At 69.8% G+C, this 24350-nt stretch carries 18 protein-coding genes; 12 read left to right on the forward strand and 6 right to left on the reverse strand.

Annotation, left to right across the window (positions count from 1 at the left end; genetic code table 11):
* The 9 genes from BDK92_RS01905 (at nt 1) to BDK92_RS01945 (ending at nt 13024) form a co-directional block, all read left to right on the forward strand.
* Entirely contained in the window at nt 1-2514 is a 2514-nt protein-coding gene (locus BDK92_RS01905) for a DUF4132 domain-containing protein (protein WP_121154021.1), read from the forward strand.
* A gap of 76 nt (nt 2515-2590) precedes the next feature.
* Nucleotides 2591-3250, forward strand: a complete 660-nt coding sequence (locus tag BDK92_RS01910) for an acVLRF1 family peptidyl-tRNA hydrolase (protein ID WP_121161489.1) — start codon at nt 2591-2593, stop codon at nt 3248-3250.
* Between the two features lie 140 nt (nt 3251-3390).
* Complete coding sequence (ligA, locus tag BDK92_RS01915) at nt 3391-5634, forward strand: NAD-dependent DNA ligase LigA (protein WP_121161491.1); 2244 nt, start codon at nt 3391-3393, stop codon at nt 5632-5634.
* 73 nt (nt 5635-5707) lie between these two features.
* Nucleotides 5708-7099, forward strand: a complete 1392-nt coding sequence (locus BDK92_RS01920; RefSeq protein ID WP_121161493.1) for a serine hydrolase domain-containing protein — start codon at nt 5708-5710, stop codon at nt 7097-7099.
* A 126-nt stretch (nt 7100-7225) separates the two neighbouring features.
* Nucleotides 7226-8434, forward strand: coding sequence for a cytochrome P450 (locus BDK92_RS01925; protein WP_211349017.1), 1209 nt, complete (start codon nt 7226-7228; stop codon nt 8432-8434).
* Nucleotides 8435-8857: 423 nt separating this feature from the next.
* Nucleotides 8858-10108, forward strand: a complete 1251-nt coding sequence (locus BDK92_RS01930) for an extracellular solute-binding protein (protein ID WP_121154023.1) — start codon at nt 8858-8860, stop codon at nt 10106-10108.
* Nucleotides 10105-11262, forward strand: coding sequence for an ABC transporter ATP-binding protein (locus tag BDK92_RS01935; protein ID WP_121154025.1), 1158 nt, complete (start codon nt 10105-10107; stop codon nt 11260-11262). Before BDK92_RS01930 ends, BDK92_RS01935 begins: the two co-directional genes overlap by 4 nt.
* Nucleotides 11259-12170 carry an ABC transporter permease gene (locus BDK92_RS01940; protein WP_121154027.1) on the forward strand — a complete coding sequence of 304 codons (912 nt, stop codon included), beginning with the start codon at nt 11259-11261 and terminating at the stop codon, nt 12168-12170. Before BDK92_RS01935 ends, BDK92_RS01940 begins: the two co-directional genes overlap by 4 nt.
* Nucleotides 12170-13024, forward strand: a complete 855-nt coding sequence (locus BDK92_RS01945) for an ABC transporter permease (RefSeq protein WP_121154029.1) — start codon at nt 12170-12172, stop codon at nt 13022-13024. Before BDK92_RS01940 ends, BDK92_RS01945 begins: the two co-directional genes overlap by 1 nt.
* 53 nt (nt 13025-13077) lie before the next feature.
* Here BDK92_RS01945 and BDK92_RS01950 read toward each other — a convergent pair whose 3' ends face one another.
* On the reverse strand, nt 13078-14181 hold the full coding sequence (locus BDK92_RS01950; RefSeq protein ID WP_246016730.1) for a glycoside hydrolase family 113 protein: 1104 nt from the start codon (nt 14179-14181) through the stop codon (nt 13078-13080).
* A gap of 35 nt (nt 14182-14216) precedes the next feature.
* Here BDK92_RS01950 and BDK92_RS01955 point away from each other — a divergent pair, with 35 nt between their 5' ends.
* Nucleotides 14217-14798: a TetR/AcrR family transcriptional regulator gene (locus tag BDK92_RS01955; RefSeq protein WP_121154031.1), complete on the forward strand. Its 582-nt coding sequence runs from the start codon at nt 14217-14219 to the stop codon at nt 14796-14798.
* 218 nt (nt 14799-15016) lie between these two features.
* Here the strand turns inward: BDK92_RS01955 and BDK92_RS38290 are convergent, their stop codons facing one another.
* The 5 genes from BDK92_RS38290 to BDK92_RS01985 all read right to left on the reverse strand — a co-directional run bounded on the left by BDK92_RS38290 (nt 15017) and on the right by BDK92_RS01985 (nt 22693).
* Entirely contained in the window at nt 15017-15637 is a 621-nt protein-coding gene (locus BDK92_RS38290) for a hypothetical protein (RefSeq protein WP_147456880.1), read from the reverse strand.
* A gap of 296 nt (nt 15638-15933) precedes the next feature.
* On the reverse strand, nt 15934-16785 hold the full coding sequence (locus tag BDK92_RS01965) for a HEAT repeat domain-containing protein (RefSeq protein WP_170208452.1): 852 nt from the start codon (nt 16783-16785) through the stop codon (nt 15934-15936).
* Nucleotides 16786-16970: 185 nt separating this feature from the next.
* Nucleotides 16971-20456 (reverse strand): WD40 domain-containing protein, encoded by a 3486-nt coding sequence (locus tag BDK92_RS01970; protein ID WP_170208453.1) that lies wholly within the window; start codon nt 20454-20456, stop codon nt 16971-16973.
* Nucleotides 20457-20652: 196 nt separating this feature from the next.
* Nucleotides 20653-21366, reverse strand: a complete 714-nt coding sequence (locus BDK92_RS01975; protein ID WP_121154039.1) for an SDR family oxidoreductase — start codon at nt 21364-21366, stop codon at nt 20653-20655.
* Nucleotides 21367-21892: 526 nt separating this feature from the next.
* Nucleotides 21893-22693, reverse strand: a complete 801-nt coding sequence (locus BDK92_RS01985) for a leucine-rich repeat domain-containing protein (protein WP_121154041.1) — start codon at nt 22691-22693, stop codon at nt 21893-21895.
* 283 nt (nt 22694-22976) lie between these two features.
* Between BDK92_RS01985 and BDK92_RS01995 the strand changes: the two genes are divergently transcribed.
* Both BDK92_RS01995 and BDK92_RS02000 read left to right on the forward strand, forming a co-directional pair.
* Nucleotides 22977-23417: a hypothetical protein gene (locus BDK92_RS01995; protein WP_121154042.1), complete on the forward strand. Its 441-nt coding sequence runs from the start codon at nt 22977-22979 to the stop codon at nt 23415-23417.
* Between the two features lie 244 nt (nt 23418-23661).
* Nucleotides 23662-24336 carry a cytidylate kinase family protein gene (locus BDK92_RS02000; RefSeq protein ID WP_121154044.1) on the forward strand — a complete coding sequence of 225 codons (675 nt, stop codon included), beginning with the start codon at nt 23662-23664 and terminating at the stop codon, nt 24334-24336.
* Nucleotides 24337-24350: the final 14 nt, after the last annotated feature.

Here is a 24350-nt window from a genome sequence, read left to right on the forward strand (position 1 = left end):
GTGCCGGAGATTCCGGAGATGTACGTCGAGGCGGTCCGGAGCGAACGGGACGCGCTGCTGCGCCTGGTCGCAGAGGGACGGGCGATGGCCGCGAACGGTGACAGCGCCGGCCTGACCGCCTTCGCCGAACTGGTCCACCGGCAGATCGAACGGGCCGACGCGATCAGCCGCACCGGCGGGCATCTGACCCGCAACATCGACGACATCATCGAGGCGTTCGACGACCTCTTCGACCGGGCCTTCCCGGTCCAGCACCCGACCGATCCGGCGGAGGTGCTGGACGCACCGTGGCCGAGCCGACAGCGCGCGAAGCTGGTCGGCGCGCTGGTGGATCGGCCGGACTGGCCGAAACCACCGCTGGCCGCGCTGGTCGAGCGGGCCGTCGACAGCGGCGACGTACGCCTGCTGCGGTTGCTGGTGTGGACCCGGATCGGACGGATCGAGCGGGTCGAAACCGCCCGGATGCTCGACGCACTGCACGCCGCCGACTCCCTCGACGCCGCGCTGGTCGAGTACGCGTTCACCGAGGACCCCTACCTCGGTCGCGCGATCGCCGGCGACTCCGACGACCCGGACGCGGCTACGGAGCCGGCGGCCTGCGCGGCGGTCGTACACGACCACGTGGACGAGATGCTCTGGCGGATGACCGCGCCCGGAGAGCCGGCCGGCTGGCGCGACCTGCCGAAGATGCGGGTTCCGCGTGGCCTGCGGTTCGTCCGGCGGGCACTGGCCTGGCAGGGCGACGAACGGGTCGCCGTGCACCTGGGAGCGGCGGAGCTGACCGACATCGAGCGGAAGTCGCTACTCGAACTCCTGCGCGACGAACCGCCCGAGCGGTGGCGGGCAGCTTTCGACCTGCGACTTCCGGCCGGTGACGCCGAGACACTGTTGCCGCTGTTCGGGCTCGCCAGTGCGGCACCGTTGCTGCGCCTGATCCTCCGCCTCGCCGACGCGCCGGTGATCCGGCACGAGCGGGCCGAGATCCTCTCCGCCGCCGAGGCGGCCGGTGAGCGCAATGCCCGCGAACTGCTCGCGATGTGTCCGAGCGAGATCGTCTCCGCCGCACTGGGCTGGAACCGGGTGGCCCTGCTCAAACGGTTCCGGAACAACGCGCTCCAGGGCATCGCCGCGTACGGTCTGCTTCCGCTGGAGCCGGACGAGAGCGTGCTGGACCGCTATCTGGCGCTGCGTGAGTCGGCCCGCAACGGTGCCAGGTTCGGCCCGAACCGCCGGCAGAGCCACGCCGCCGCGATCGGCGTCGCCCTCGCACACCTGGCCCAGGTCGCGGGTTTGCGCAACGCCGACCATCTCGAATGGGACTGCGAGGCCGGGCTCGCCGAGGAGACACCGACCGGGTGGCGACTCGACGGCTACCAGGTGGCGCTGCGGCTGGACGGTGCCGATCCGCAGATCGCGGTCAGCAACGACGCCGGGAAGCGGCTCAGGTCCGTACCGCCGGCCGTCCGCGCCGATCCCCGCTACGCCGAGATCCGGGCACACCAGGAACGCCTCCGCGACCAGGCCCGGCGGATGCGTACCGGCCTGATCGAACGGCTCGTCGCCACCGAGGGCAGCCTCGACCCGGACGAGTTGGCACGGCTGTCGCGGCTGCCGTCCGGGGCGGCACTGCTGCCCGCGCTGATCTGGCGGGACCGGGCGGACACGATCGGTCTGCTGGACCAGGTCGACCGGGACGGCCCGGTCACGGCGGTGCACCCGTCCACGCTGTACGAGCGGGGGTTGCTCGCCCGCTGGCAGGCCGAGATCGTCGGACGTCGGATCCGGCAGCCGGTCAAACAGGCGTTCCGCGAACTGTACGTGCCGACGCCGGCGGAACACGCCGCCGGTGACCGGTCCAGCCGGTTCGCGGGCCAGCGGGTCAGCGGCCGGGTCGCCGTCCCACTCCTCGCCGGACGGGGCTGGGCGATCCACGACCGGTACGACGACGAGCAGCTCACCCGGCGGCTCGACGACCGGATCACCGCGGCCGTACGGTGCGACTTCGGTGGCTACTTCGGGCAGGGCGACGTGACCGTCGGCGAGGTCCGGTTCCTGGCGGCCGGCTCGGCGGTGCCCCTGGTCGAGGTGGCGCCGGTGCTCTTCTCCGAGGTCATGCGCGACCTGGATCTCGTGGTGTCGGTCGCCGGAACGGGCACGGGGGCGTACCACTCCCCCGCCCACGCGGCGAGCCGGGCGCAACTGCTCGGCGCGCTCATCGGCGACCTCGGGCTGGACCGGGTCACCGTCGACGGGTCGTCGGCGGTGGTGCGGGGCTCCCGGGCGACGTACCGGGTGCACCTGAACAGCGGGAGCATCCACGTCGAGCCGGGTGGTTACCTCTGCGTCGTGCCGGCGTCGTTCGGCCGTACGGGGCACCGGCGCCTGTTCCTGCCGTTCGCGGACGAGGACGACCTGACGGGCGTGGTGCTGAGCAAGGTACTCCTGCTCGCCGAGGACGACCGGATCACCGACCCGTCGATCCTCGACCAGCTCGACCGCCTGGCGCCGCGCTGAATGGTCTGGCGTCGCCGACAATGTGGGGGTGGGCATGTCAGGTACCGGCCGGCCGGTCTCGACCAGCGGGACGCACGTGGCGAGGGCGCGGCCGGCCGCCGGGGGCGGACGCTGGGTGGAGGTCTCGCCGGAACGGTTCCGTGGCTGGCTCGACGGTTTCTACCAACGGCACCATGGCGCCACCGAACAGGGCCTGGTGCTGACGGGAACGAGCAACGGTGACACGGCCACGCTGTGTCCGCCGCCCGGGCTGACCGGCGTCGAGGATGTCGACGCGCTGCTGGCCGGTCTGGTCCGACCGCCACGGATCGCCGTGCTGCTGGCGCGGAAGGGTGCCGCCGCCGTCGGTGTGGTTGACGGTACGTCTGTGACCGGCTCGAAGGTCGAACGCTTCTACGTGCAGGGCCGCACCGCGGCCGGCGGCTCGTCCCAGCAACGTTTCGCGCGGCGGCGTGCCAACCAGGCCCAGGCGGCCACCGAACGGGCAACTGAGATCGCCGCCCGGGTCCTGCTGCCGTACCGGCCGGGGGCGCCCACCGATCCGGACGAGACGATCCGTGCCCTGGTCTGTGGCGGAGACAGGTCGATGGTCGACACGATCCTGACCGACCGGCGCCTGGCCGCGCTGGTGCCGCTGCGTGACCCGCACCTGCTCGAATCCGCCGAGCCACGGCTGGTCGTGCTCGAGGAGGCGGCGGTGGCGGCCAGACGGGTCCGGGTCCATCTGGTGCCGTGACCGGAGCGTCGGCGGGGCTGTCGTACCCGGGTCTTAGGCTGGCCGCCGATTCCACCGCGACCCGCACGGGGTTCGGGGTGGCTGGTGCGAGCCGGGGTGCGCGGAGCCGACCCGGCCGATACGGGATGGGGTTCACACCGATGACTGGTTTCGGGGGCGAGCACACGGCCGCGCTGGTCGACACCGTCAAGCCGGTCGACACGGCCGAGCCGATCGACACCGCCGAGCCGGTCGACACGGCCGCGCTGATCGACACCGTCGATCCGGTGGTCGACGCCGGCCGGGCCGCGCCCTTCGAGGCCGTCGAGGAGTACCGGTCGGCGATCGACGCGATCAGGTCCGCCGCGGTCGCCTACTACACCGGCACCGATGTGACCATGGACGACGCCAGTTACGACGCGTTGATGGCCCGGGTGAGCGCCACCGAGGCCCTGCGGCCGCAGTGGCGTACCGCCGACTCGCCGACCGGATCGGTCGCCGCCGGTGTCGACATCGGCGGCGACGTCGTGCACACCGCCCCGATGCTGAGCCTCGACAACGTCTTCGGCGCGGACGAACTGCGCGGCTGGGCGGCCCGGTTGGAGAAGCTGCTCGGCCGACCGGTCGACGGGCTCACGGTCGAGCCGAAGATCGACGGCCTGGCCGTCTCCGCCCGGTACGTACAGGGCCGGTTGACCCAGCTCGCCACCCGGGGCGACGGGCGCGCGGGCGAGGACGTCACCACCCAGGCCCGCCTGGTCGTCGGGTTGCCGCAGCTCCTGGCCGAACCGGTCACGCTGGAGATCCGAGGCGAGGTCTTCATGACCGACGCCGACTTCGAGCGTGCCAACGAGCTGCGCACCGGTCACGGCGAGCCGGCGTTCGCCAACCCGCGCAGCGCGGCGGCGGGGAGCCTGCGCGCCCAGGACCGGGCGTACGAGGTGCCGCTCTCGTTCTACGCGTACGGCGTTCTGGGCGGCGGCTCACCGGACCAGGCCGGGCGCCACTCCGCCGAGATGACGTACGTCGGCACCCTCGGTGTCGCCACCACGGCGGGATCGCCGGCCGGGATGCCGGTCTGCGCCACGGTCGAGGAGGCGCTCGCGGCCGTCGAGGCGCTCAACGCGCAGCGCGGTCAGCTCGGGTTCGCCGTCGACGGTGCGGTGATCAAGGCGGACGCCTCGGCGGACCGGGAGCTGGCCGGGTTCTCCAGCCGGGCGCCGCGCTGGGGCATCGCCTACAAGTTCCCGGCCGACACCCGCACCACCACCCTGCTCCGGATCGAGGTGCAGGTCGGCCGGACCGGGCTGATCACCCCGGTCGCGGTGCTGGCTCCGGTGCAGGTCGGTGGGGTGGTGGTCACCTCGGCGACGCTGCACAACTTCGAGGACCTGGTCCGGCGCAATGTACGCGCGGGCGACACGGTGTTCGTACGGCGGGCCGGCGAGGTGATCCCCGAGGTGACCGGGGCCAAGCTCGACGAGCGGCCGGCCGACTCGGTGCCGTTCGAGCCACCGGCGCTCTGCCCCCGCTGCGGTGGCGAGATCGACCGGTCGCAGAAGCGGTGGCGATGCACGCTGGGCCGGGCCTGCGGCGCCGCCGAGTCCCTGGCCTACTTCGCCGCCCGCGACTCCATGGACATCGAGGGGGTCGGCGACAAGATCATCAACGCGGTGGTCGCGGCCGGGCTGGTGACCGACCCGGCCGACCTCTACGACCTCGACGTGGCGACCCTGGCGAAGCTGGAGCGGATGGGCGAAACCTCGGCGACCAAGCTGGTGGCGAACATCGAGCGTTCCAAGGCACAGCCGCTGTCGCGGGTGCTGACCGGACTCGGTGTACGGATGACCGGACGCTCCATGTCCCGCCGGTTGGCCCGGCACTTCGGCGAGATGGCGGCGCTGCGTCAGGCCGACGTCGAGCAGCTCCAGGAGGTCGAGGGGGTGGGCCCGGAGCGGGCGGTCACCATCGCCGCGGAACTGCTCGACCTCAGCCCGGTGATCGACAAGCTGGTGGCCCGGGGTGTCAACATGATCGAGCCCGGCCTACCGGCCCGGGTCGTGCCCGGCCCGAGCGTCGACACCAGCACCGGACCGGACCCGGTGGTGGGTGCGCCGCTGCCGCTGCGACGACCCGACGGCACCCCGATGACGGTGGTGGTCACCGGTTCGGTGCCCGGCCTGTCCCGCAACGAGGGCAACGAGGCGGTCGAACGGCTCGGCGGCAAGTCCTCGGGCTCGGTCTCCAAGCGCACCGACCTGGTGGTGGTCGGTGCGGGCGCCGGCTCCAAGGCGGCCAAGGCCGAGGAGTTGGGTGTACGCATCGTCCCCGCCGACCTGTTCGCCGAGGTGCTCGCCGCACATGCCGACGGGCGGGGCGAGGAGGCCGTCCGCCTGCTCGCCTGACGACCGGAAGCCGCCGGTGAACTGCCCGGTCGGCCGGCTGCGCCCAACGTCCGGCGGTGTCATCATCGCCGTCATGCCTGTCGCTCGTCGTACGTTGCTCGGAGCCGGCCTCGCCGCCGCCACGGCGACCATCACCGGTTGCGCCAGGGCCGACGGTGCTGACGGTGCCCCGGGCGGCAACGGCACCCCCGGCCCGTCCGGGGTCGCGACCGACGCGGCCGGCAACACCGCCCAACTCGGTTCGGCGCCGACCGGCTCACCTGGTGCCTCCGCGCCCCCCGGTGCCGGCCCGGGTGGTGCCCCCGCCCCGGCGGACCAGGCACCGTACGCGGCCGACGTCAGCAAGGTCCTCCAGCGCCACCTACCAGCGACCCCGCAGACCGCGCAGCACAGCGGATTCCCTGGCGCGGTCGCTCTCGTGGTCGTCGACGGCAGGACCACCGTCCACACCGCCGTCGGCGAGGCCCTGCGCTACGGTGCCGGCCCGAAGCTACTGCCGGCCGGGCAGCGGGTGCCCATGCGCCCGGACTCGATCTTCGACCTCGCCTCGGTGACCAAGGTCTACACCGCGATCCTGCTGCTGCAACAGGTCGACAAGGGACGTGTCGACCTGGACGCCCCGGTGGTCGAATACCTGCCCGAGTTCACCGGCGCGGGCAAGGACACGATCACGGTCGCGATGCTGCTCACCCACACCGGCGGTCTGCCGGTCGGGGCGAAGGTCACCGGCCTGCCCGACAACACGGCCCGCTGGAAGGCGGTCCTGGCCACCCCGATGGTCTCCGGTGCCACCGCCGGTGGCACCTTCCGCTACTCCAGCGTCGGGCTGATGGTCGCCGGAAAGATCGTGGAGAAGGTCACCGGGCAGCGCCTCGACGCGGCGCTCAAGTCGAATCTGACCAGCCCGCTCGGCCTGCGTGACACCGGCTTCACCCCGAACGGATGGCTCTCCGCCGGTGCGAAGAGCACCCGACTGGTTGCCACCGACGCGCGCTCCTCCCGGGGTCTGCTGCGCGGAACCGTCCACGACGACGTGGCGAACCATCTCGGCGGGGTCGCCGGGCACGCCGGCATCTTCGCCAGTGCGGCCGACCTCGCCGCGATCGGGCAGATGCTCCTGGCCGGCGGCACCTACCAGGGCAGGCGCGTCCTTGCCGAGGCCACGGTGCGGAAGATGCTGACCAACGCCAACGCAGGCAAGCCCGCGGTCGACCCGGAGCGCCCCAACCGCACGTCCGCGCACGGGCTCGGTGTCGTACTCGACCAACCCTGGTTCATGGGTCGGCTCTCCGGTGCCCGTACCTTCGGCCACACCGGCTTCGCGGGCCCGTCCCTGGTCGTCGACCCGGACCGGAAACTTGTCCTGGCCCTGCTCACCAACCGGGCCCACCCCAACTGGAGTTGGGCGAACCCGGATCCCGCGCGGGCCGCTGTGGCCGACGTACTCGCCCGCGCCGTCGGCTGACCGGACCGTCCGGGCCGGCGCCGGTGGCAGGGACTGCCGGGGATCCGATCGACTCCCCTGTGGATCTGTTCCACGCCTTATCCTGACCGGGAGCGGGGCGATCCGGGTTCAGCTGGGGAGGTCCTGATGTCGAACCTGCCGGTGGCCGACTCGGACAGCGGTGCACGCAAGATCGACCGGGGTGCGACGGAGGTCGGCTGCCCGGTCTGGCGCGACGAAGACGGGGTGTGGCGGGTTCGCGGCCACGCGGCCGGGCGGGCGGTGTTGCGCAGCACCGACACCCGCCAGGCCGGGTTGGGGGTCGAGACGGTCGAGAAGCTCAGCCCGAAAATCCGCCGACCCATCCTCTACCGCGACGGACCCGAACATCGCGAGGACCGCCGGCAGACCGCCCGCTTCTTCACACCGCGCCGAGTGGGCGAACACTACCGGGACCTGATGGTACGGGTCAGCGAGGCGCAGATCGCGCAGCTGCGACGGGACCACAGGGCGGAGCTGTCTCAGCTGAGCTTCCGCCTCGCGATCGAGGTGGCGGCGGCGGTGGTGGGGTTGACCGACAGCCGTCCCGGGCTCGACCGCCGGTTGGAACGGTTCTTCCCGGACGAGTTCGCCAAGCCCGGTTTCGGCAGTCCGAAGGCGATCGGTGGGATCTTCCGGCAGAACTTCGCCTGGCTCGCCGTCTACCTCGGTGACGTACGGCCGGCGGTCCGGGCCCGACGACGGTCCCGACGTGACGACCTCATCTCCCACCTGATCGACGAGGGGTGCAGCGATGGCGAGATACTCGGCGAGTGCCTGACCTTCGCCGCCGCCGGCATGGTCACCACCCGTGAGTTCATCAACCTGGCCGCCTGGCACCTGTTCACGGACGACGTGTTGCTGACGCGCTACCGCAGCGGTGACGAGCCGGCCCGGATCGCGGTGCTGCACGAGCTGCTGCGGCTCGAACCCGTGGTGGGCAACCTGAGGCGGCGTACGACCGGCGCGGTGGAGGTACCGGACGCGGGCGGTGTGGTCACCATTCCCGCCGGTGAACTCGTCGACATCGCGGTCAGCGTGGCCAACGTCGACCCCGGGGCGGTGGGTGACGACCCGCTGGCGGTCTGTCCGGGCCGGCCGCTCAGCGACGGGACGGGCGCGGCCGGGCTCTCCTTCGGCGACGGCCCACACAAGTGTCCCGGCGCGTACATCGCCATCCAGGAGGCGGACATCTTCCTGACCCGCCTTTTCTCGCTGAACGGCCTGCACATGGTGACGGCGCCCCGGGTAAGCATGAAGAAGGACATCTCCGGCTACGAGTTGCGTGGCCTGGTGGTGGCGCTCGCCGGGGCGTGACCGCGCCCCGGTGGCCGCTGCTCAGTCCGTTGCCGGTTCAGGTCTCACCAGCGCGCCGGTGTGGTGCAGGTGGGCGCGGCGTGCAATTGAAGACCTCTTCAACTGTTCAGGTCCACATCCGACGACAGTGATTCCCGCCACCGGCTACGACAGGCGCGAAGGGATGAGCCAGCCGAGGGCGTCCACCTGGGAGTCCGAAATTCTCGGTCACGCTCCGCACAGGACTAGCGCCACCGCCTCGGCGGACCCGCGACCCGTGCGGCATCAGTGGGCACCCGTCGCCACCTGCGGATACGGACTCTTTCGGAAAACTCGGTCTTGACCCGAGAAGTTGAAGTGTTTAGATTTCCTTTCCGGAACGCTTCCGATAAATTTCGCCCGAGCTGCACCCTGCCCATCCCCTCCAGGCACGGAGAGCGCGAAATGAGAAGTTCCAACGTCCCGCCCGCCCTCGTCTCCACCACTGCGCGCCGGCACCGGCGCCGACTCGCCGTCGCCGCGCTGGCCACCGCCTGCCTGCTCACCGCCTGTGCCGCGCCACAGCCGGCGGCTCCACAGGCGACCGGCGGCACGGTGCCCGACAGGCCCGCATCCCCGGTCGTCCTGAACGTGCTCGACGTCGCCGGCAACCTCCAGCTCACCCAGGGCATGATCGACGAGTTCGTGGCGAAGAACCCGAACGTGGTGTCGAAGGTGACGTACTCGAAGTCGCCGGCACCGGAGCTGGTCGGCAAGATCAAAGCCCAGCAGGGGGCGAACCGGGTCGACCTCGACCTGGTGCTGACCGGCGTGGACGGTCTGGCCGCCGGCATCGAACAGCAGCTCTGGACACCGCTACTGCCGGCGTACGCCAACCGGCTACCGGGCATGGCGAACTACCTGCCGGGCGCGGCGGCGATGCAGCAGCTCGCCGGGGACTTCGGGGTGACGGTCACCTACTATCCCTCCGGCCCCCTGATCGAATACCTGCCGTCGAAGGTGCCGAACCCGCCGAAGACCGCCGCCGAGCTGTTGACGTACGCCCAGGCGAACCCGGGTACGGTGCAGTACGCCCGGCCGTCGAACTCCGGACCCGGCCGCACCTTCCTGATGGGGCTGCCGTACCTGCTCGGCGACACCGATCCCAAGGATCCGGTCCGTGGCTGGGAGAAGACCTGGGCCTATCTCGCCGAGCTGAACCGGCACGTCAGCATCTACCCCTCGGGCACCAGCGAGACGATGAAGAACCTGGCCAACGGCTCGGCGAAGATCATCGTCAGCACCACCGGCTGGGACATCAACCCGAGGGTGCTCGGCACCGTGCCGGCCGAGGCGAAGATCGGCACCCTGGACGGGTTCCACTGGGTCGCCGACGCCCACTACGCGGTCGTACCCAAGGGGGTGTCGACCGACAAGCAGGCGGCCGTGCTCGCCCTGCTCGACTGGATGCTCACCCCCAACCAGCAGGCCAAGGCGTACGACAACGGCTACTTCTATCCCGGACCGGCGGTCAAGGACGTGACCCTGGCGATGGCCCCGGAGGCGAGCCGGAAGGCGATCGAGCAGTACGGCCGGCCCGAGTACGAGCAACTCATCGCGGATCACCCGGTCGAGGTTCCGCTCGGCGCGAAGGCACTGGTCGAGGCGTTCAGCCGGTGGGACCGCGAGATCGGCGGCGCGAAGGTGGGCAAGTGACCTTCACCCGGCTGCGGCTCGACGGCGTCTCACGCAGCTTCGGCGGTCACCACGCCCTGGTCGGACTGGACCTGACCATCGAGCGGGGCGAGTTCATCGCCCTGCTCGGACCGTCCGGCTGCGGCAAGTCGACCGCGCTGAACTGCCTCGCCGGGCTGCTGCCGTTGACCCGGGGCAGCATCTGGACCGACGAAACCCGGCTGGACACCCTGCCACCGGAGCGGCGCGGTTTCGGCATGGTTTTCCAGAACTACGCCCTCTTCCCGCACCTGACGGTCCGGCGCAACATCGCCTTCGGGCTACAGATGCGCCGGCTGCCCCGGGCCGAGGTCCGGCGCCGGACCGAAGAGGCGATCCAACTGGTACGCCTGGAGGAGCACGCCGGCAAACTGCCCGGCCAGCTCTCCGGTGGCCAGCAGCAGCGGGTGGCGATCGCCCGCGCGGTGGTGCTGGAACCCGCGCTGGTGCTGATGGACGAGCCACTGTCCAATCTGGACGCGAAACTGCGGCTGGAGATGCGGACCGAGATCCGGCGGCTGCACCAGTCGCTCGGCCTGACCACGGTGTACGTCACCCACGACCAGGAGGAGGCGCTGTCGCTCGCCGACCGGTTGGTGGTGCTGCGCGACGGCCGGGTCCAGCAGATCGGCCCGCCGGAGGAGTTGCACACCCGCCCGGCGAACCGGCACGTCGCCGACTTCATGGGCTACCGCAACCTGCTGCCGCTGCGCGCCACGCAACGGCACGCCAGCTCCCAGATCGTGGTGGAGGGCGAGGGGCTGCGACTGGTCGGCACCCCGGTCGGCCCGGTGCGCCCCGGCGACCCGGTGATCGCCGCCGTACGCCCCGAGGACCTGCGGATCGCGGAGGTGCAGGGCACCGGCCTGCTCGCCACGGTCGAGGTGGTCGAGTACCAGGGTCGGGAGGTGGCGGTCGAGGCCCGGACCGAGGGCGGGCTCGCGCTCAACCTGCGTACCTCCCAGCGTCCGGTCCTCGGCGAGCGGGTGGAACTGGTCGTCGCCCCGGCCCGTCTGCTGGTCTTCCCGACCGACGACCCCCCGACGGACGACGCCCGGACCGGCGACGGAACCCCGTCCGGCGGGACTTCGGCACCCGGGGCGACCACCCCGGCCGACAAAGCGGTACCGGCATGACCCCGCCGCCGACCGGCAGCGGGTCGACCGTACGGGTGGCACTGCGGCACCGCCTCGCCGAGCGGGGCGTCGACCGGCAACTCCTGCTGCTCGCCCCGGCGGCGCTCTTCGTCGCGGTGCTCTTCGTCTACCCGTTCCTCTACGGGGTGGGGCTGTCGTTCCAACCGACCCGGGGTGGAACGTTCGGGGCGTACCGCGAGTTCTTCGCCGACCCGTACCAGCGCGACACCATCTGGACCACGTTGCGACTGTCGCTGCCGGCGGCGTTGCTCAACGTGGCGGCGTCGGTGCCGATCGCGTACCGGATGCGCGGCCGGTTCCGGGGAAAGCGGCTGCTGACGGCGGTGCTGGTGGTGCCGATCACGCTGGGCACGGTGCTGACCGCCCAGGGCCTGCTCAACTTCCTCGGCCCGACCGGCTGGTTCAACCGGACACTGCTCAGCAGCGGCCTGATCGACGAGCCGGTACGGCTCACCTACAACTACTGGGGCGTCTTCTTCTCCCTCGTCATCACCGGCTTCCCGTTCGCGTTCCTGCTGGTGCTCTCGTACCTGTCCGGGATCGATCCGGCGCTGGAGCGGGCGGCGGCGACGCTCGGCGCCGGTTGGGCGCAGCGGTTCCGCCGGATCACCCTGCCGCTGCTGGCACCGGGGCTGGCGACCACGTTCTGCCTGACCTTCGTGCTCGCGTTCAGTGTCTTCCCGTCGGCGGTGCTGGTCGGTGACCCGGCCGGCGACACCCGGGTCATCTCGATCGCCGCGTACGAAGCGGCCTACCTGCGCTACGACTACCCGATGGCGGCGACCATCGCGGTGCTGATGGGTCTGGTCGAGTTGCTGGTCATCGCGGCTGTGCTCGGCTGGCGGTCGCTGCTCTACACCGGCTCGACGGCGGGAGGGAAGGGCTGATGGCGGCGATCGGACGCACGACCCGCCGACGTTGGGTCGCCAGTCCCGGGGCCTGGCTGGTCTGGGGTGCCGTGCTCTTCTTCTTCGTCAACCTGGCCGGTGTCGTCGGCTCGGTGCTGGTCAACTCGTTCGGCACCCGCTGGTTCGACACCTGGTTGCCACAGGGCTTCACCACCAACTGGTACGGCACCGCCTGGCGCGAGTTCGGGCTGTTGCCCGTACTGGTGGTGACGCTGGAGGTGTCCCTGCTGGTGGTCGGCATCTCGGTGCTGATCGGGGTGCCGGCGGCGTACGCACTCGCCCGCCGGACGTTTCCCGGTAGACGGCTGCTGTACCTGCTCTTCCTGCTGCCGATCCTGATGCCGCCGATCACGTACGGCATCCCGCTCGCCACGGTGCTCTACAAGTACGGCTTCGCCGGGCACCTCTCCGGTGTGGTGCTGGCCAACCTGGTGCCGTCGGTGCCGTTCGTGATCCTGACCATGACGCCGTTCATCGAGCAGATCGATCCGGCGATCGAACGGGCGGCGCGGATGTGCGGTGCCCGTACCGGTCAGGTTTTCGTCCGGATCCTCGCGCCGTTGCTGACGCCGGGCATCCTCGCGGCCTCGATCCTGGTCCTGGTGCGCACGGTCGGGATGTTCGAACTGACCTTCCTGACCGCCGGCCCGGACTCGCAGACCCTGGTGGTGGCGCTGTACTACTCGATGTCGGCGGCCGGCATCCGGGCGCAGCAGTCGGTCGACGCGATGGCGGTCATCTACACCTCGATGATGCTGGTGCTGCTGGTCGTCGCACTGCGTTTCGTCAACCCGACCCAACTGGTCGCCAGGGTCCGTGACGACATCGACTAGGAGCTGCATCGAAGCCGGTCAGAGCATTCGTTGACAGCGACAATCTGTTCCGGCTACAGGTTGTCGACACAGCCAGTGACGGTGGTTCGAGGCCGACCCGCGGATCGCGTCGTGCGTGGAAACGTGAGGCTCTGAGCGCGCGTGCGGCCGTATTCGGCTAGGGCGTGGAACGCGGCCTTCGGCCTCCACGAGCCGTCCGGCAGTACCCGCACGATCCCACGCGCGGCCAGGTCGTAGTCGTGCTCCGGGTCGCCGGTGGTCGGTAGGTGCCGGTTCGCGAACGTGTACACGAACGCCGCCTCCACCCCGCCGGTCTCATAGTCGCGCAGCAGGTCCACGACGTAGCGGGCCTGGCCCTCCTCGTCGCGCTCCAGCGCTGCGGTGAGCTTCGCGGGGCAACCGTGCTCGTCGTACGTCACCGGCTCCGCCCCGCCCGCGACCTCAGCGGCACCGCGGAACGTGCAGCAGCCGAACTCGGTCGCGGCGTACGGCTTGCCCTGCCCCACTGCCGCCGCCAGGGTTTGCGGGAACGCCGCGGCGTTGGTCGCGTCGCGGTAGCCGGCGTCGCTGGCGATGATGTCGAACGGCGCCCAGTCCACGTCCTCCAGCGGGATCGAGGCGTAGCCGACGGGGCCGCCGAACCGCTCCCGCACCGCAGGGACCACCTCGGCGAGGAAGTCGCGTACCGCGGCGCGCGCGACCGGGACCGCCTCCCGCATCCGCACCGGATCGGTGAACAGCGCCATGCGCTCGGCCAGGTCACGGCCGGGCAGGAAGCCGTCGGTGAACATGGAGATCTCGGAGCCCGTGAGGTACACGACGGAGGCCCCGCCGCGCCGCAGCCGCTCGGCCCGCTCGGCGCCGTCGAGCACGAACGCCATGAGCCCGTCGCGGTCGAGGCCGTTGGTGAACGGGCAGTACCAGACCTCGAGCCCGACCTCGGCGGCGAATCGCGCGGCCAGCTCCAGCCGGTCCTGGACCCCGCCGGTGATGCGTACCGCGTCGCAGTGCAACTCCTGACGGATGACGCGCAGGTCGCGCCGCACGGTCTCGGGATCGAACGGCTCATGGGTCGTGGACCCGGCGCTCACGAAACCGGTGTCGTAGTTCATGCCGAAGACGCGCATCGAGTTCTCCTCGCTCATAAGGTACGTCACGTACCCTATAAGGTACGTCCAGTACCCTACAAGACATGAGCACGAGGCGCCGGGGCGAGGAACTGGAGCAGGCGATCCTGCAAGCGGCGGCGGAGGAACTGCGCGAGTCCGGCTACGCGGGGATGACCATGGACCGGGTCGCGGTCCGGGCCAGGACCAACAAGAACGCCATCTACCGCCGGTGGCCACACCGAGCGGCACTGGGCATCGCGGCGTACCGCCACCTGTCCGATGCCGCGATGCCGAACCCCGACACCGGCACCCTGCGCGGCGACGCGCTCGAAATGCTGCGGCGGGCGAACGAGACGTGGTCCTCGCCGCACGGAGCCGTCCTACGCGGCCTGCTGGCGGCTGCGGCGGACGACCCGGCGCTGCTCGACCTCATGCGTGAACGGTCGGGCGCGGACACCATGGACCGCGCCTGGCTGACCATGCTCGAACGCGCCACAACCCGCGGCGAGGCGCCGCCGGCGGCCGCTCATCCGCGCGTCGCGACTGTGCCGATGATGCTGCTACGAGCCGAGTTCGCGATGCGCGGCATCCCCTCGGTCCCCGACGAGGTACTGATCGAAATCGTCGACGAGGTCTTCCTGCCGCTCGTACGGGGCCGCGCCTGAACACTCACACCGAACGCGACCACGCGCCAATCAATTGCTCTCCGGAACATGCTCCGCGCAATCCGACCCATGCATCCGCTCACCCGAGCCACGATCAAACGCAGGGCCACCCGCGCTGTCAGCGGCAGGTCAATGCGTCTGTCGCCGCCCACCGCAATCCGCGGTGCAGTGTTCGTTGCTGACGATCCCGGGGGTCACGCTGTCGACTCGTCTGACCCTTAAGGCAGGTCGCGCTGCTGAAGGACCCCGCGAAAGGGACTTGCCGACTCGCCCGCGAAGCGCGGGAAATCGCGCACGAGATCTTCCTCGGCTGCCTCATACGAGGAGTTCGCGAGCGCATCGTAGTACTTCCCGACGCTTGCCAGCCGAATCTCGTTGTCGCGATCGAGGTCGTTACTGAGGATCGCGTGCTGTCGCGCGATGAGCAGACTTATCTGGTTTCGCAACTCGGTGGTTACCGACTTGCGGCCTTCGAACAAGGCAACCAGCCGGCTGTCGGCTTCAAGCGCACGCCAGCCGGAAGCACGTCGCCGGGCCTCAAGGGCGCGCGACTCAGCACCTAGGAACGTGGCAGCACCGGAAGCCCCTGCGACCACAAACGCAAGGACAGCCGCCGGAACGCGCCCGTCAGCCGACGCCAGCCCTGCCGCCCCGGCGACCGCCGCCACTATCGCCGTAGGTAAACCCAGCGCAAGGTAGGCGATATTCCACCGACGAGCGGCTGCCGCAGTACTTCTGGCCTCGACATCTGCTGCTTCGGCGATCCTCATTGCTTCCGACTGCAGGTCTTTCCGGATCCGTGAGGCCTCGGCCGCCATCTCGTCACGATTGAGCGTCATGCGTCAAGCTTCCCCAGTGTCTGCCTCATTGCGCAAGCACATCGGTTCGACCGGGGGGGTGGATTCCGATGTTCCGCTACGGAACCGTGACGGCGGCCAACCGGGATGATCCTCAGCCTCCATGACCGCCCCTTACTCTGACACCAATCTTGGCGCACTCTCATCGGCATGATCGGGTGCGCTCATCTACGCCGACTCGTCGGCGGCTGGGTAGGCCGGAAGCTGTGAGATTCGGATGAGGGCTACGGTGGCGCGGGCTCGTACGGTGCGGTCTGGGTCCTGGGTGAGGGTGGCGATCAGTGGTCGTGCGCCGGTCCAGACGCAGCCGCCCCGCGCAGGTTTCCGAGCCCACGGGCCGCACCGGCGCGTACCCGCGGCTCGGCATCTACCAGCAGTGACAGCAGGGCGGCCGTCGCATCTGGCCGATGGTCCGGATGGATGGGCAGATAGCCGATGGTCTCGCCAAGCGCTGAGCGGACGTGCACGGCGGGATCGCGAGTCAGGGGTAGGAGGTGATTGACGGAGTCCGGGTCAGCGAACCAGCGCAGGTGCAATACGGCGGATCGCCGAGTCCAATCGTCCGGATCGTGCAAGGCGGACAGCACCAACTCGTATGCGCGCCTGTCGCCCTCGATGCTTGTCAGAGAACCCAGCACGGCCCGCCGGATCTGAGGGTCAACGTCAGTCAGCGCCTGTTGCAGCACGTTGATGTCGCTGGGCTGGATGAGGTAGCCAAGCGCCCACAACCCGGCACCGCGTAGGTCACGATGGTTGGCGACGATGAACGACAGCACGGTAGGCCGGCAGCCCGCCGGATCGGCTTTCATGATGTTCGCCAGCCAGGCACAGAGGTCGTCGCGGTCATCGCCGCGTAGTGGACGAGCGAACACGCGTAGCAGCAGCGGAAACGCCGCGGTGCCGCGAAGCCCGGCCAGGATGTAAGCCATCAAGTTCCGGCCGTACCAGTTGTGCTCGTCGAGATAGCGTTCCAGCGCGGCCTGCACGGGCGGCACCAACGAATAGTCACCGCTTGCGGCTAACTCCTCGAGCGCTGGCCATGGATCGCCGTCGAGCGTGTCGACATGGCGGAACACCTCGTCGAGCGTCACCTGAATCGCCTCCAGCGCCTGCCGGGCCGGCTTCGGCAAGATGTGAACGGTACTCCACCCAGGCGCGACTCGCGCCCGCTCCTCGCCATGCCGAGGGGAGTCGGGGCGCGCTTGTTCGCGTTGCTGCCGAAGCCGACCACTCGGGATCGATCCAGTCACCGTGACCGAGGCTCGGGGGCCTGAGGCGCTTGTCAGGGAGTCGGGCGCACTGCTCAGCGGGGCGGTCAGGGCAGGTAGTCGAACAGGTAGGTGCCGTGCAGGCCGGCTGCGGCCAGGCTCCCGCCGTCCGGGCGCCACACACATCCATAGAGCGGCGAGCCGACGCGGAGGGCGCAGATGCATCGACGTTCCGTGACGTGCCATAGACGGATCATGCCGTCGTAGCCTGAGCTGGCTAGCAGCGTCCCGTCGGGTGAGAAGCTGCAGGACGAAATGCCTCCGGTGTGGCCGTGCAGCCAGTGGGTTTCGCCGGTCGCCGCACGCCAGAGTTGTAGCCGGCCGTCCTGGGCGCCGGTAGCGAGAAACGCGCCGTCCGGTGAAAACGCGCAATGGTAGACGTCCTCGGTGTGGCCGGTCAGGGCTTGGCGGTGGCTCGCGGTCGTGGTGTTCCACAGTTGCACGGCGCCGTTGTGGCCGGAGAGGGCGAGGGTCGATCCGTCCGGTGAGAAGGCGCAGCAAAATAGCTCGTAGACCCCCGAGTTCAGCACGCCCAGAACGTTGCCGGTCGCCGTGTCCCACAGCCGGGCGGTGCCGTCGCGTGCGGTGGTGGCGAGCACAGTGCTGTCGGGCGAAAACTCACAGTGGGTCAGGTCGGCCGAGTGGCCGGCGAGAACGTGCCTGCGAGTCCGGGTTGCCGCGTCCCAAAGGATGACGACCGCCGACCCGCCACCCGAGGCGATCATCTTGCCGTCCGGGGAAAACTGGATGGAGGCGACCCAGTCGGGATAATCGAGCACCTGCGCTGTACGGCCAGTCGACACCTGCCGGAGCCGCGCGTCCACGTTGCCCGCAGTGGCGAGCAGGGTGCCGTCGGGCGAGAAGTCGCAGTCCCAGACGGACCTCGGATCGCCGTCTACTGTGAAGAGTGAGAGGCCGGTTGTCGGCTCCCATCCGCGTAGGTTGGCGTCGCCGTCGGCGGTGAGCAGCCGGCCGTCGGGCGCGAAAGCGCAGGCCCAGACCTCCCAGCCGTGCCCCTCCAAGCTGCGCAAGTGGGTGGCGCCGTTCGGATCCCAGAGCCGGATCGTACGGTCCGCGCCGGCCGTGGCCAGGAGACGTCCATCCGATCTGAACGCCGCGTCGTACACCTTGCCGACGTGGCCACGCAACGTCTGCAGGACGGCACCGTCGGGCATTCGCCAGATTCGCACGGTGCCGTCCTCGCCGCCGGTGGCCAGCAGCCGGCCATCCGGGGAGTACTCACACGCCCACACTCGTCCCTCGTGGCCTGCGTGGGCGAACAGCGGTACGCCAGCGTCGGCGTCCCACGCCCGTACGGTGCCTACCGCGTCAACGAAGGCGACGGTGCGACCGTCGGGGGCAACCGCGCAGTTGAGCATCCGGGTGCCGTGGCCGGTCGACTCCCGGACCAGAACGCCGTCGGTGACCCGGGACAGCCGTACGGCGCCGTCGCCGCCGACGGTGACGACAGTCGTGCCGTCCGGGGTGAACCTGCAGGCATGCACTCGGCCCTCGTGTATGCGGAAGGTACGCAGGTGGGTCTGCGTGCGTGGGTCCCAGATCCGCACGGTGCCGTCCGCGGACGCGGTGGCCAGCATGCCTCCGTCAGGCGAGAAGTCGCAGCCGAGGACCAGGTCGGTGTGTCCGCGTAGAACGCCGAGATGAGTCCCGTCTTCGGTGCGCCAGAGTCGGACCGTGGTGTCGGAACTCGCCGTCGCCACGATTCGGCCGCCGGGCGAGACGGCGAGATACTCAACTCCGGCGGAGTGCCGGTCGAGCTGCTCGTGGTCGGCGCGGGGCAGTGGCCACCGGTTGGCCAGCCGGGGCCGGGGCAGATGGGTCTCGTAGCCCACAACGAGGTCTTCCAGGCCAGGCACCGCCGCCAACTGGCTGGCCAGTGTTGCCCCCAGTACGGTCGGCGGCTCGACCGGCGTCAACAGTTGGCCGATCCGACTCAACGCTGTGCGCAGCGCGGGGCCTGTGGGCGCGGCGACGTGTTCCAGGTCGCTGACTGCTGCTGCGGCGGTGCCAGCGTTCCTGGTCCGGGCCTCGACCCACCGCAGGTCACAGAGCGTCGCCGCTGCCTCTCGGTCGTAGCCGGCGGCGACCAGATGAAAAGCCAGGTTGTCCCAGACGTACCGAGAGGATGGCGTCAGCTCCCACCAGGCCCCACGCCACCCGAGCGTGGTCGAGGGCAGCAGGCCGCGGGCGGCGTCAACGAACCGACGGTGCCGGGCGGTCAGCTCCGGGAGGTTCAACCCGTGTCGCAGGTATTCACCGATGACGTCGTGCAGCTGAAGAGCAGGCCGATCCTCCACAGACCAGCGACCGATCGCCAGCCGCAGCCGGACCAGCTTCCGCTGCACGGCGGCTACCTGCGCACCCTCGACACCGCGCGCGGCCCAAAGCAGTCCTAACGCCTCCTCGTCGGCCACTGCCTGCGGTGGCAGCACCGCAAGGTCGGCGTAGCAATCGCGCTCCGTATCGGACAGTAGTCGGAGGCTTGTGGCCAGCGTCGCCGCCACCGCCCGGTCCCGGCTGCTGGCGTCGTCGACATCGACACCGGTCGGGCCGTGCCTGGTGAGCTGGTCGGCGACCCAGACGGCGGCGGCCTCGCCGGTCGCTCCATCCATCGCGTACGCCTCGATCGTCCCAGCCGCCAGCCCCACTAGCACTGGCCAGCGGCCGGTGAGCGCGAGCAGGCGGGCCAGCGTCGCCGCCGTGATACCCCTCTCGCCAGCGACCAGCGCCTGAGCAGCCTGATCGGCGGTCATCGCATTCACGTAGACCCGCGCCGCACCGGCGGGGGCGACGCCAGCGTTTCGGGTCAGCACCAGCCGCTGGCACTGCGGACCACCGATCAAGAAGGGGTCGAGCTGGTCGGCCCGCCACACGTCGTCGACAACCATCAGCATTGGCGCGCGTTCAGCCAACAACTCGGCGAGCCGCTGCCCCGCCACTAGCGGGTCGGCAGTGCCTGGGCTGGTGCCGGAGAGCGCCTCGCACAGGCGCCCTACCTCCCCCGCCAGGCCGACTCGGGTCGTACGGTCGCCGACCGTGGCCCAAAGCACGCCCCCTGGGTACCGATCCGCGACCTGCGAATCGTGGCAAAGCAGCATCGCCAGCGTGGTCTTGCCGAACCCACCTGGCCCCTCAATGCTGAGCACTCCAGGTGTGGCGGCCCCATACGGGGCCAGAAGCCGCCACACCATGTCGGTCAACTCCGGACGCGGGACGGTGTTCGCCAGAGGCGCTCTTGCCATCGCCGGGGTACGCGGGGACATCGCCTCCGGTGGCACGAGATCCATCACCCCAGTGGCCGCCGCCGTGGCCTGGCTGTCGAGCCCGAAGGCCAGCAGCACGGCGACCAGGATCGCCACCGCCAAGCCGATCGCCAGCCACCAGTTCCAGGTGCTGGTGGCGAGGTTGGTCAGAATTCCGGCGGCGGCCGCGACAATCGGGCCGCCGGCCAGCAGCACGTTACGACTCAGCCGGCGCCTCGCGCGCGATCCTTGCAGCTGGTCACTGGCCATCCCGTCCATTGTTGGTGACCGAAGCCACGAACACCAGGGCGCACATCCTGAGCGAGGCATACCTGGCTGGACGGTTGCCAATCGTCGACCCGACTCACGACCGCAGGACTACGAATACACCAATACCCACCAACCCCGTATCGACCGCCGCCAGTCCGCTTTACCCTCGTCCTGTCCCTACTCACACATCCGATGATCACCAGGGAACCGGGGTTCCGTCCCAGGAAAGGAACTCGCCGGTGGGGCCGTCATCGGGCAGCAGTGCCAGCCGGACGGCGCCGGCCGCGGCCTCGGCCGGGTCTCCGCCACTGGCGGCGGCGGTCGCGTTGAGGTCGGTCTTTCGCAACCCGGGTGCGAGCGCGTTCACTTTGAAGCCCTCACCGGCGAGCGCCTGGGCGTAGAAGATGGTCAGCGCGTTGAGTGCCGCCTTCGACGACCGGTACGCGGCGAGTGAGCCCGTCGTGGGGAACCGCGCCTGCGGGCCGGTACTCCAGTCCAGTGATCCGGTGCCGCTGGAGATGTTCACGATCCGAGGCCGGGCCGATCGACGCAACACGGGCAGGAACGCGTTGGTCACCGCGACGATCCCGAACACGTTCGTCTCGTAGGTACGGCGAAAGCTGTCTACGTCGGTCTCGGTTACCGGGTTCAGGTCGACCGAGATTCCGGCGTTGTTGACCAAGATGTCGAGGTCTTCGACCTGACGGGCGACCTCGGCAATACTTTGATCGTTGGTGACGTCGAGGATCAGTAGGCGGGCGCTGCCGCCAATCTCGTCAACGGCCCGCTGTCCCCGCTCCGGGTCTCGGGAGCCGACGTAGACGGTGAGCCCGGCGGCCGCGAGCTGCCGCGCGATCTCCTTGCCGATGCCCTTGTTGGCGCCGGTGACCAGTGCCGTGGAATCGTTCATGCTGTCAATGATGCTGTCGGCAGTCCGGCCGATCCAGGGACAACCGGTACTGGCGGTGGAGGAGGCGCCCCATGGCCAGACCGGAGACGGCGCGGTTCCTGCGTCAACGGCGAGAGGACCTGCGCCCCGCCGACGTCGACCTGCCCGCCGATGGGCGCCTCAGGGGGTTCTATCCGCTGAACTCGACCACGGAAAGCGCCTTGTCCAGTCGACCGGCGGCCAGGTCGTCGTGGCGGATCACAAAACTCCCGTAATAGAACTCGTCGGCCCCCGCTCAACCGGATCGACAACCGGAGGTGCTTGGTGAACTCGCTGATCTCGTCGTCCGGGACGCCCAACGCGAGCGCCGCACGACGGAACTGCCCCTGATGATCCATGGCTCAACATGGTGCCACGAACGCATCGACCAGAGGGCGAGCCCGGCGATCGGGGTGGCCCACGGCCAGCACACGCCGTTGTCGCCATCGCCGCCGTGGGGTCGGGTGCGCGGACATCGGCAGTTGCGCGTGCAGGTGTGGTTGCCGCCTCAATCCCCCGCAGATGGCTGAAGGATTCGCGGGCCTCCGGTGTGCGGCGTCGGGTGGTAACCGGGGTGCGGTTGCGGCAGTGCCGCCACACATGCTGCGGAGCAGGCGTTCACCAACATCGGCAGGACGTCGGTGGCGACCAGGCCAGAGATCCAGACTTGGCGCAGCTCACCGTCCACCGGGCCATCGCAGACGCTGCAGGCTCGCACCGTTTCACAGCCCCACGTACCTGGGTCGAGTGCGTTGAAATCGGCCTCTGCCGAGCGGGTCAGCGCCCGCAGCTTCGGAAACGGCGGACGGAACTTGAAGTTTCCGTAGAGGGCGCGGGTACTCACCGTGCTGTCGCCGAGCTTCGCGCATCTGGTCAGCTCGTACGGGTACCAGTGCAGCCGGTGGGAGGTGTAAGGCTCGAATACCTCCAGGCTGGTCATTGCCCCGATCTCCAGCGGTATACGAACCAGGTTGGTGCCGTAGAGCACCAGATGTTTGACAGCGGTCAGCTTCGCGATCGTTGCCGGCAGCGTGACGATCTGCCGCCGCTCGGGAGCGCTCAGCTCCACGAAGGGTTTGAACACCGTCCGCCCATCCGCTGCGGCCTCGTCAATCAGCGCCAGCAGGTGCCGCCAGCCGGCCGCCTCGGTGTCCTGCCGGTCCGCGTGGAACACGACGCTGCTCGGCCGGGTTGCGACCGAGTAGCCGACGCAGCGGCACTGGTCGCGGGCCGGACCGCCCGCACCGGGTCCAACCGCATCCGCGAAGCGATTGGGGAACAGCTGCGGTCTGATCTCGCTCGCGTCCACGCCGAGACCCTACTGAGCCCCGTAAACCAAATTCCCTGTGATCGGCGGAGTCGCTCGTCATGTTCCGGAGGCCGTATAGGCGGTGAGGATGTAGTTGGGGTGGCGGTCGAGGTTCTTGTAGGCGCGGTCGTAACGCATGGTGGTACGGCGGGTCGGCGTGGCGGGCGGTGGTGATCAGGGTTTCGACCTGGAGGTGGCCCAGCCCGAGGTGGGTGATCCGGACTGGCGGTGCTCGCCGCAGTCGGCTGTCGTTCGCCGGAACGCGACAGGCTAGGTTGCTCGGATGAGTCTCCTCGATGACGTCGCGAGGCGTGACAGCTGGCGATGCTGGGTATGCGACGAACCGGTCGACGCCGACATGTCGGTGAACGACGCGCGCGGTCCCAGCGTCGACAGCCGCACCGCCGACAAGAAGGCCAAGGTCGCCGAGCGACTTGCGCACCGTGCCTGCAACACCCGCAAGGGCGCGGTCAAGGTGGTCATCGCCTGGCCGGATCGTCTGCACGTGGTCGAGCCCGCGCCGCTGATCACCGTCGCCGAGCGGCTCGAACGCAAGGGTGGCCGCGAGTTGGTCGCCCGCTGTCCGAGTAAGAAGGACGCCCAGGAGGCGGCGGACTGGCTGGTCGACCGGTTCTCCCGACTGGTGCCCGGACTGCCGGTGACCGCAAGCGTCGAGGCGGGCGGCGGACAGTACCTCGTCGCCCTGGCCACCAGCCGCCGCTGACCCGGGGAAGCCCGGACCGAGCCACCACCAGCGCTGCTCGCCATCCCGCGGCTCACAGCGAGTCGACGGCAGCGAGCGGCTCGTGCGTTCTGTCTTGACCTCGTCCTGCTGCCCGTTTGCGCCCCGACCGCAGCCACTTGCGCACGCCGCAATCTCGCTCACTCCAGGAGTGGCGGGCGCGGAAAGGCTGACGCGCATAGGTCGGCTCGACCGGCAACCTTCGCGACAACAGGACGGACAGGACATGGACCAAGGTACCCGCAGCGAGCTGCTCGGCCGCCTGGCTGAGGCAGTTGGGTCCATCGCAGTCGCACACCCGACGCGGGTTGCCATCGACGGACCGCCCGCCGCCGGCAAGACCACCCTCGCCGACGAACTGGCCGTCATCCTGCGCGACCAGGGCCGCGACGTCATCCGCGCGACGATCGACGATTTCCTCTTCCCCCGGGCGCAGCGCTATCCGCGCGGCCAGTACTCGGCCGAAGGCTGCTACTTCGACACCCACGACTACCACGCGCTGAACCGGGTCCTGCTCGATCCGCTCGGCCCGGGCGGAGATCGAGGCTTCCAATACGCGGTCTACGACCGCACAGCGGATACTGCGCTGTCCCCGCCGGTCACCACTGCCACCGCCGACACCGTGCTGCTCTTCGACGGCGTGTTCCTCATGCGCCCGGAACTGATTGATCGGTGGGATCTGCGCATCTTCGTGTCAACCGAGCTCGAGAAGACAGTGGATCGTGCCGTGATCCGAGAGCGCCGGGTGTCATCTCGAGCCGAAATCGAACGGCGCTGGCGCGAGCGTTACATCCCCTCCCAGCAATTCTACTTCGCTGCGGTCCGCCCGACCGATCGCGTCGACATTATCGTGCACAATGACGACCCCCAGGAGCCGGTCTGGGAGACTCGAACACACTGAACGCACTCGATTCG

It is taken from the genome of Micromonospora pisi (assembly GCF_003633685.1).
Lineage (GTDB): Bacteria > Actinomycetota > Actinomycetes > Mycobacteriales > Micromonosporaceae > Micromonospora_G > Micromonospora_G pisi.

Excerpts from the sequence above, each read along its gene's own strand:
- BDK92_RS01995 (WP_121154042.1), top strand. The coding sequence starts at position 22,977 with ATGAGTCTCCTCGATGACGTCGCGAGGCGTGACAGCTGGCGATGCTGG.
- BDK92_RS01975 (WP_121154039.1), bottom strand. The coding sequence starts at position 21,366 with ATGAACGATTCCACGGCACTGGTCACCGGCGCCAACAAGGGCATCGGC.
- BDK92_RS01940 (WP_121154027.1), top strand. The coding sequence starts at position 11,259 with ATGACCCCGCCGCCGACCGGCAGCGGGTCGACCGTACGGGTGGCACTG.
- BDK92_RS01945 (WP_121154029.1), top strand. The coding sequence starts at position 12,170 with ATGGCGGCGATCGGACGCACGACCCGCCGACGTTGGGTCGCCAGTCCC.
- BDK92_RS01955 (WP_121154031.1), top strand. The coding sequence starts at position 14,217 with ATGAGCACGAGGCGCCGGGGCGAGGAACTGGAGCAGGCGATCCTGCAA.
- ligA (WP_121161491.1), top strand. The coding sequence starts at position 3,391 with ATGACTGGTTTCGGGGGCGAGCACACGGCCGCGCTGGTCGACACCGTC.
- BDK92_RS01920 (WP_121161493.1), top strand. The coding sequence starts at position 5,708 with ATGCCTGTCGCTCGTCGTACGTTGCTCGGAGCCGGCCTCGCCGCCGCC.
- BDK92_RS38290 (WP_147456880.1), bottom strand. The coding sequence starts at position 15,637 with ATGACGCTCAATCGTGACGAGATGGCGGCCGAGGCCTCACGGATCCGG.
- BDK92_RS02000 (WP_121154044.1), top strand. The coding sequence starts at position 23,662 with ATGGACCAAGGTACCCGCAGCGAGCTGCTCGGCCGCCTGGCTGAGGCA.
- BDK92_RS01930 (WP_121154023.1), top strand. The coding sequence starts at position 8,858 with ATGAGAAGTTCCAACGTCCCGCCCGCCCTCGTCTCCACCACTGCGCGC.
- BDK92_RS01925 (WP_211349017.1), top strand. The coding sequence starts at position 7,226 with ATGTCGAACCTGCCGGTGGCCGACTCGGACAGCGGTGCACGCAAGATC.
- BDK92_RS01970 (WP_170208453.1), bottom strand. The coding sequence starts at position 20,456 with ATGGCCAGTGACCAGCTGCAAGGATCGCGCGCGAGGCGCCGGCTGAGT.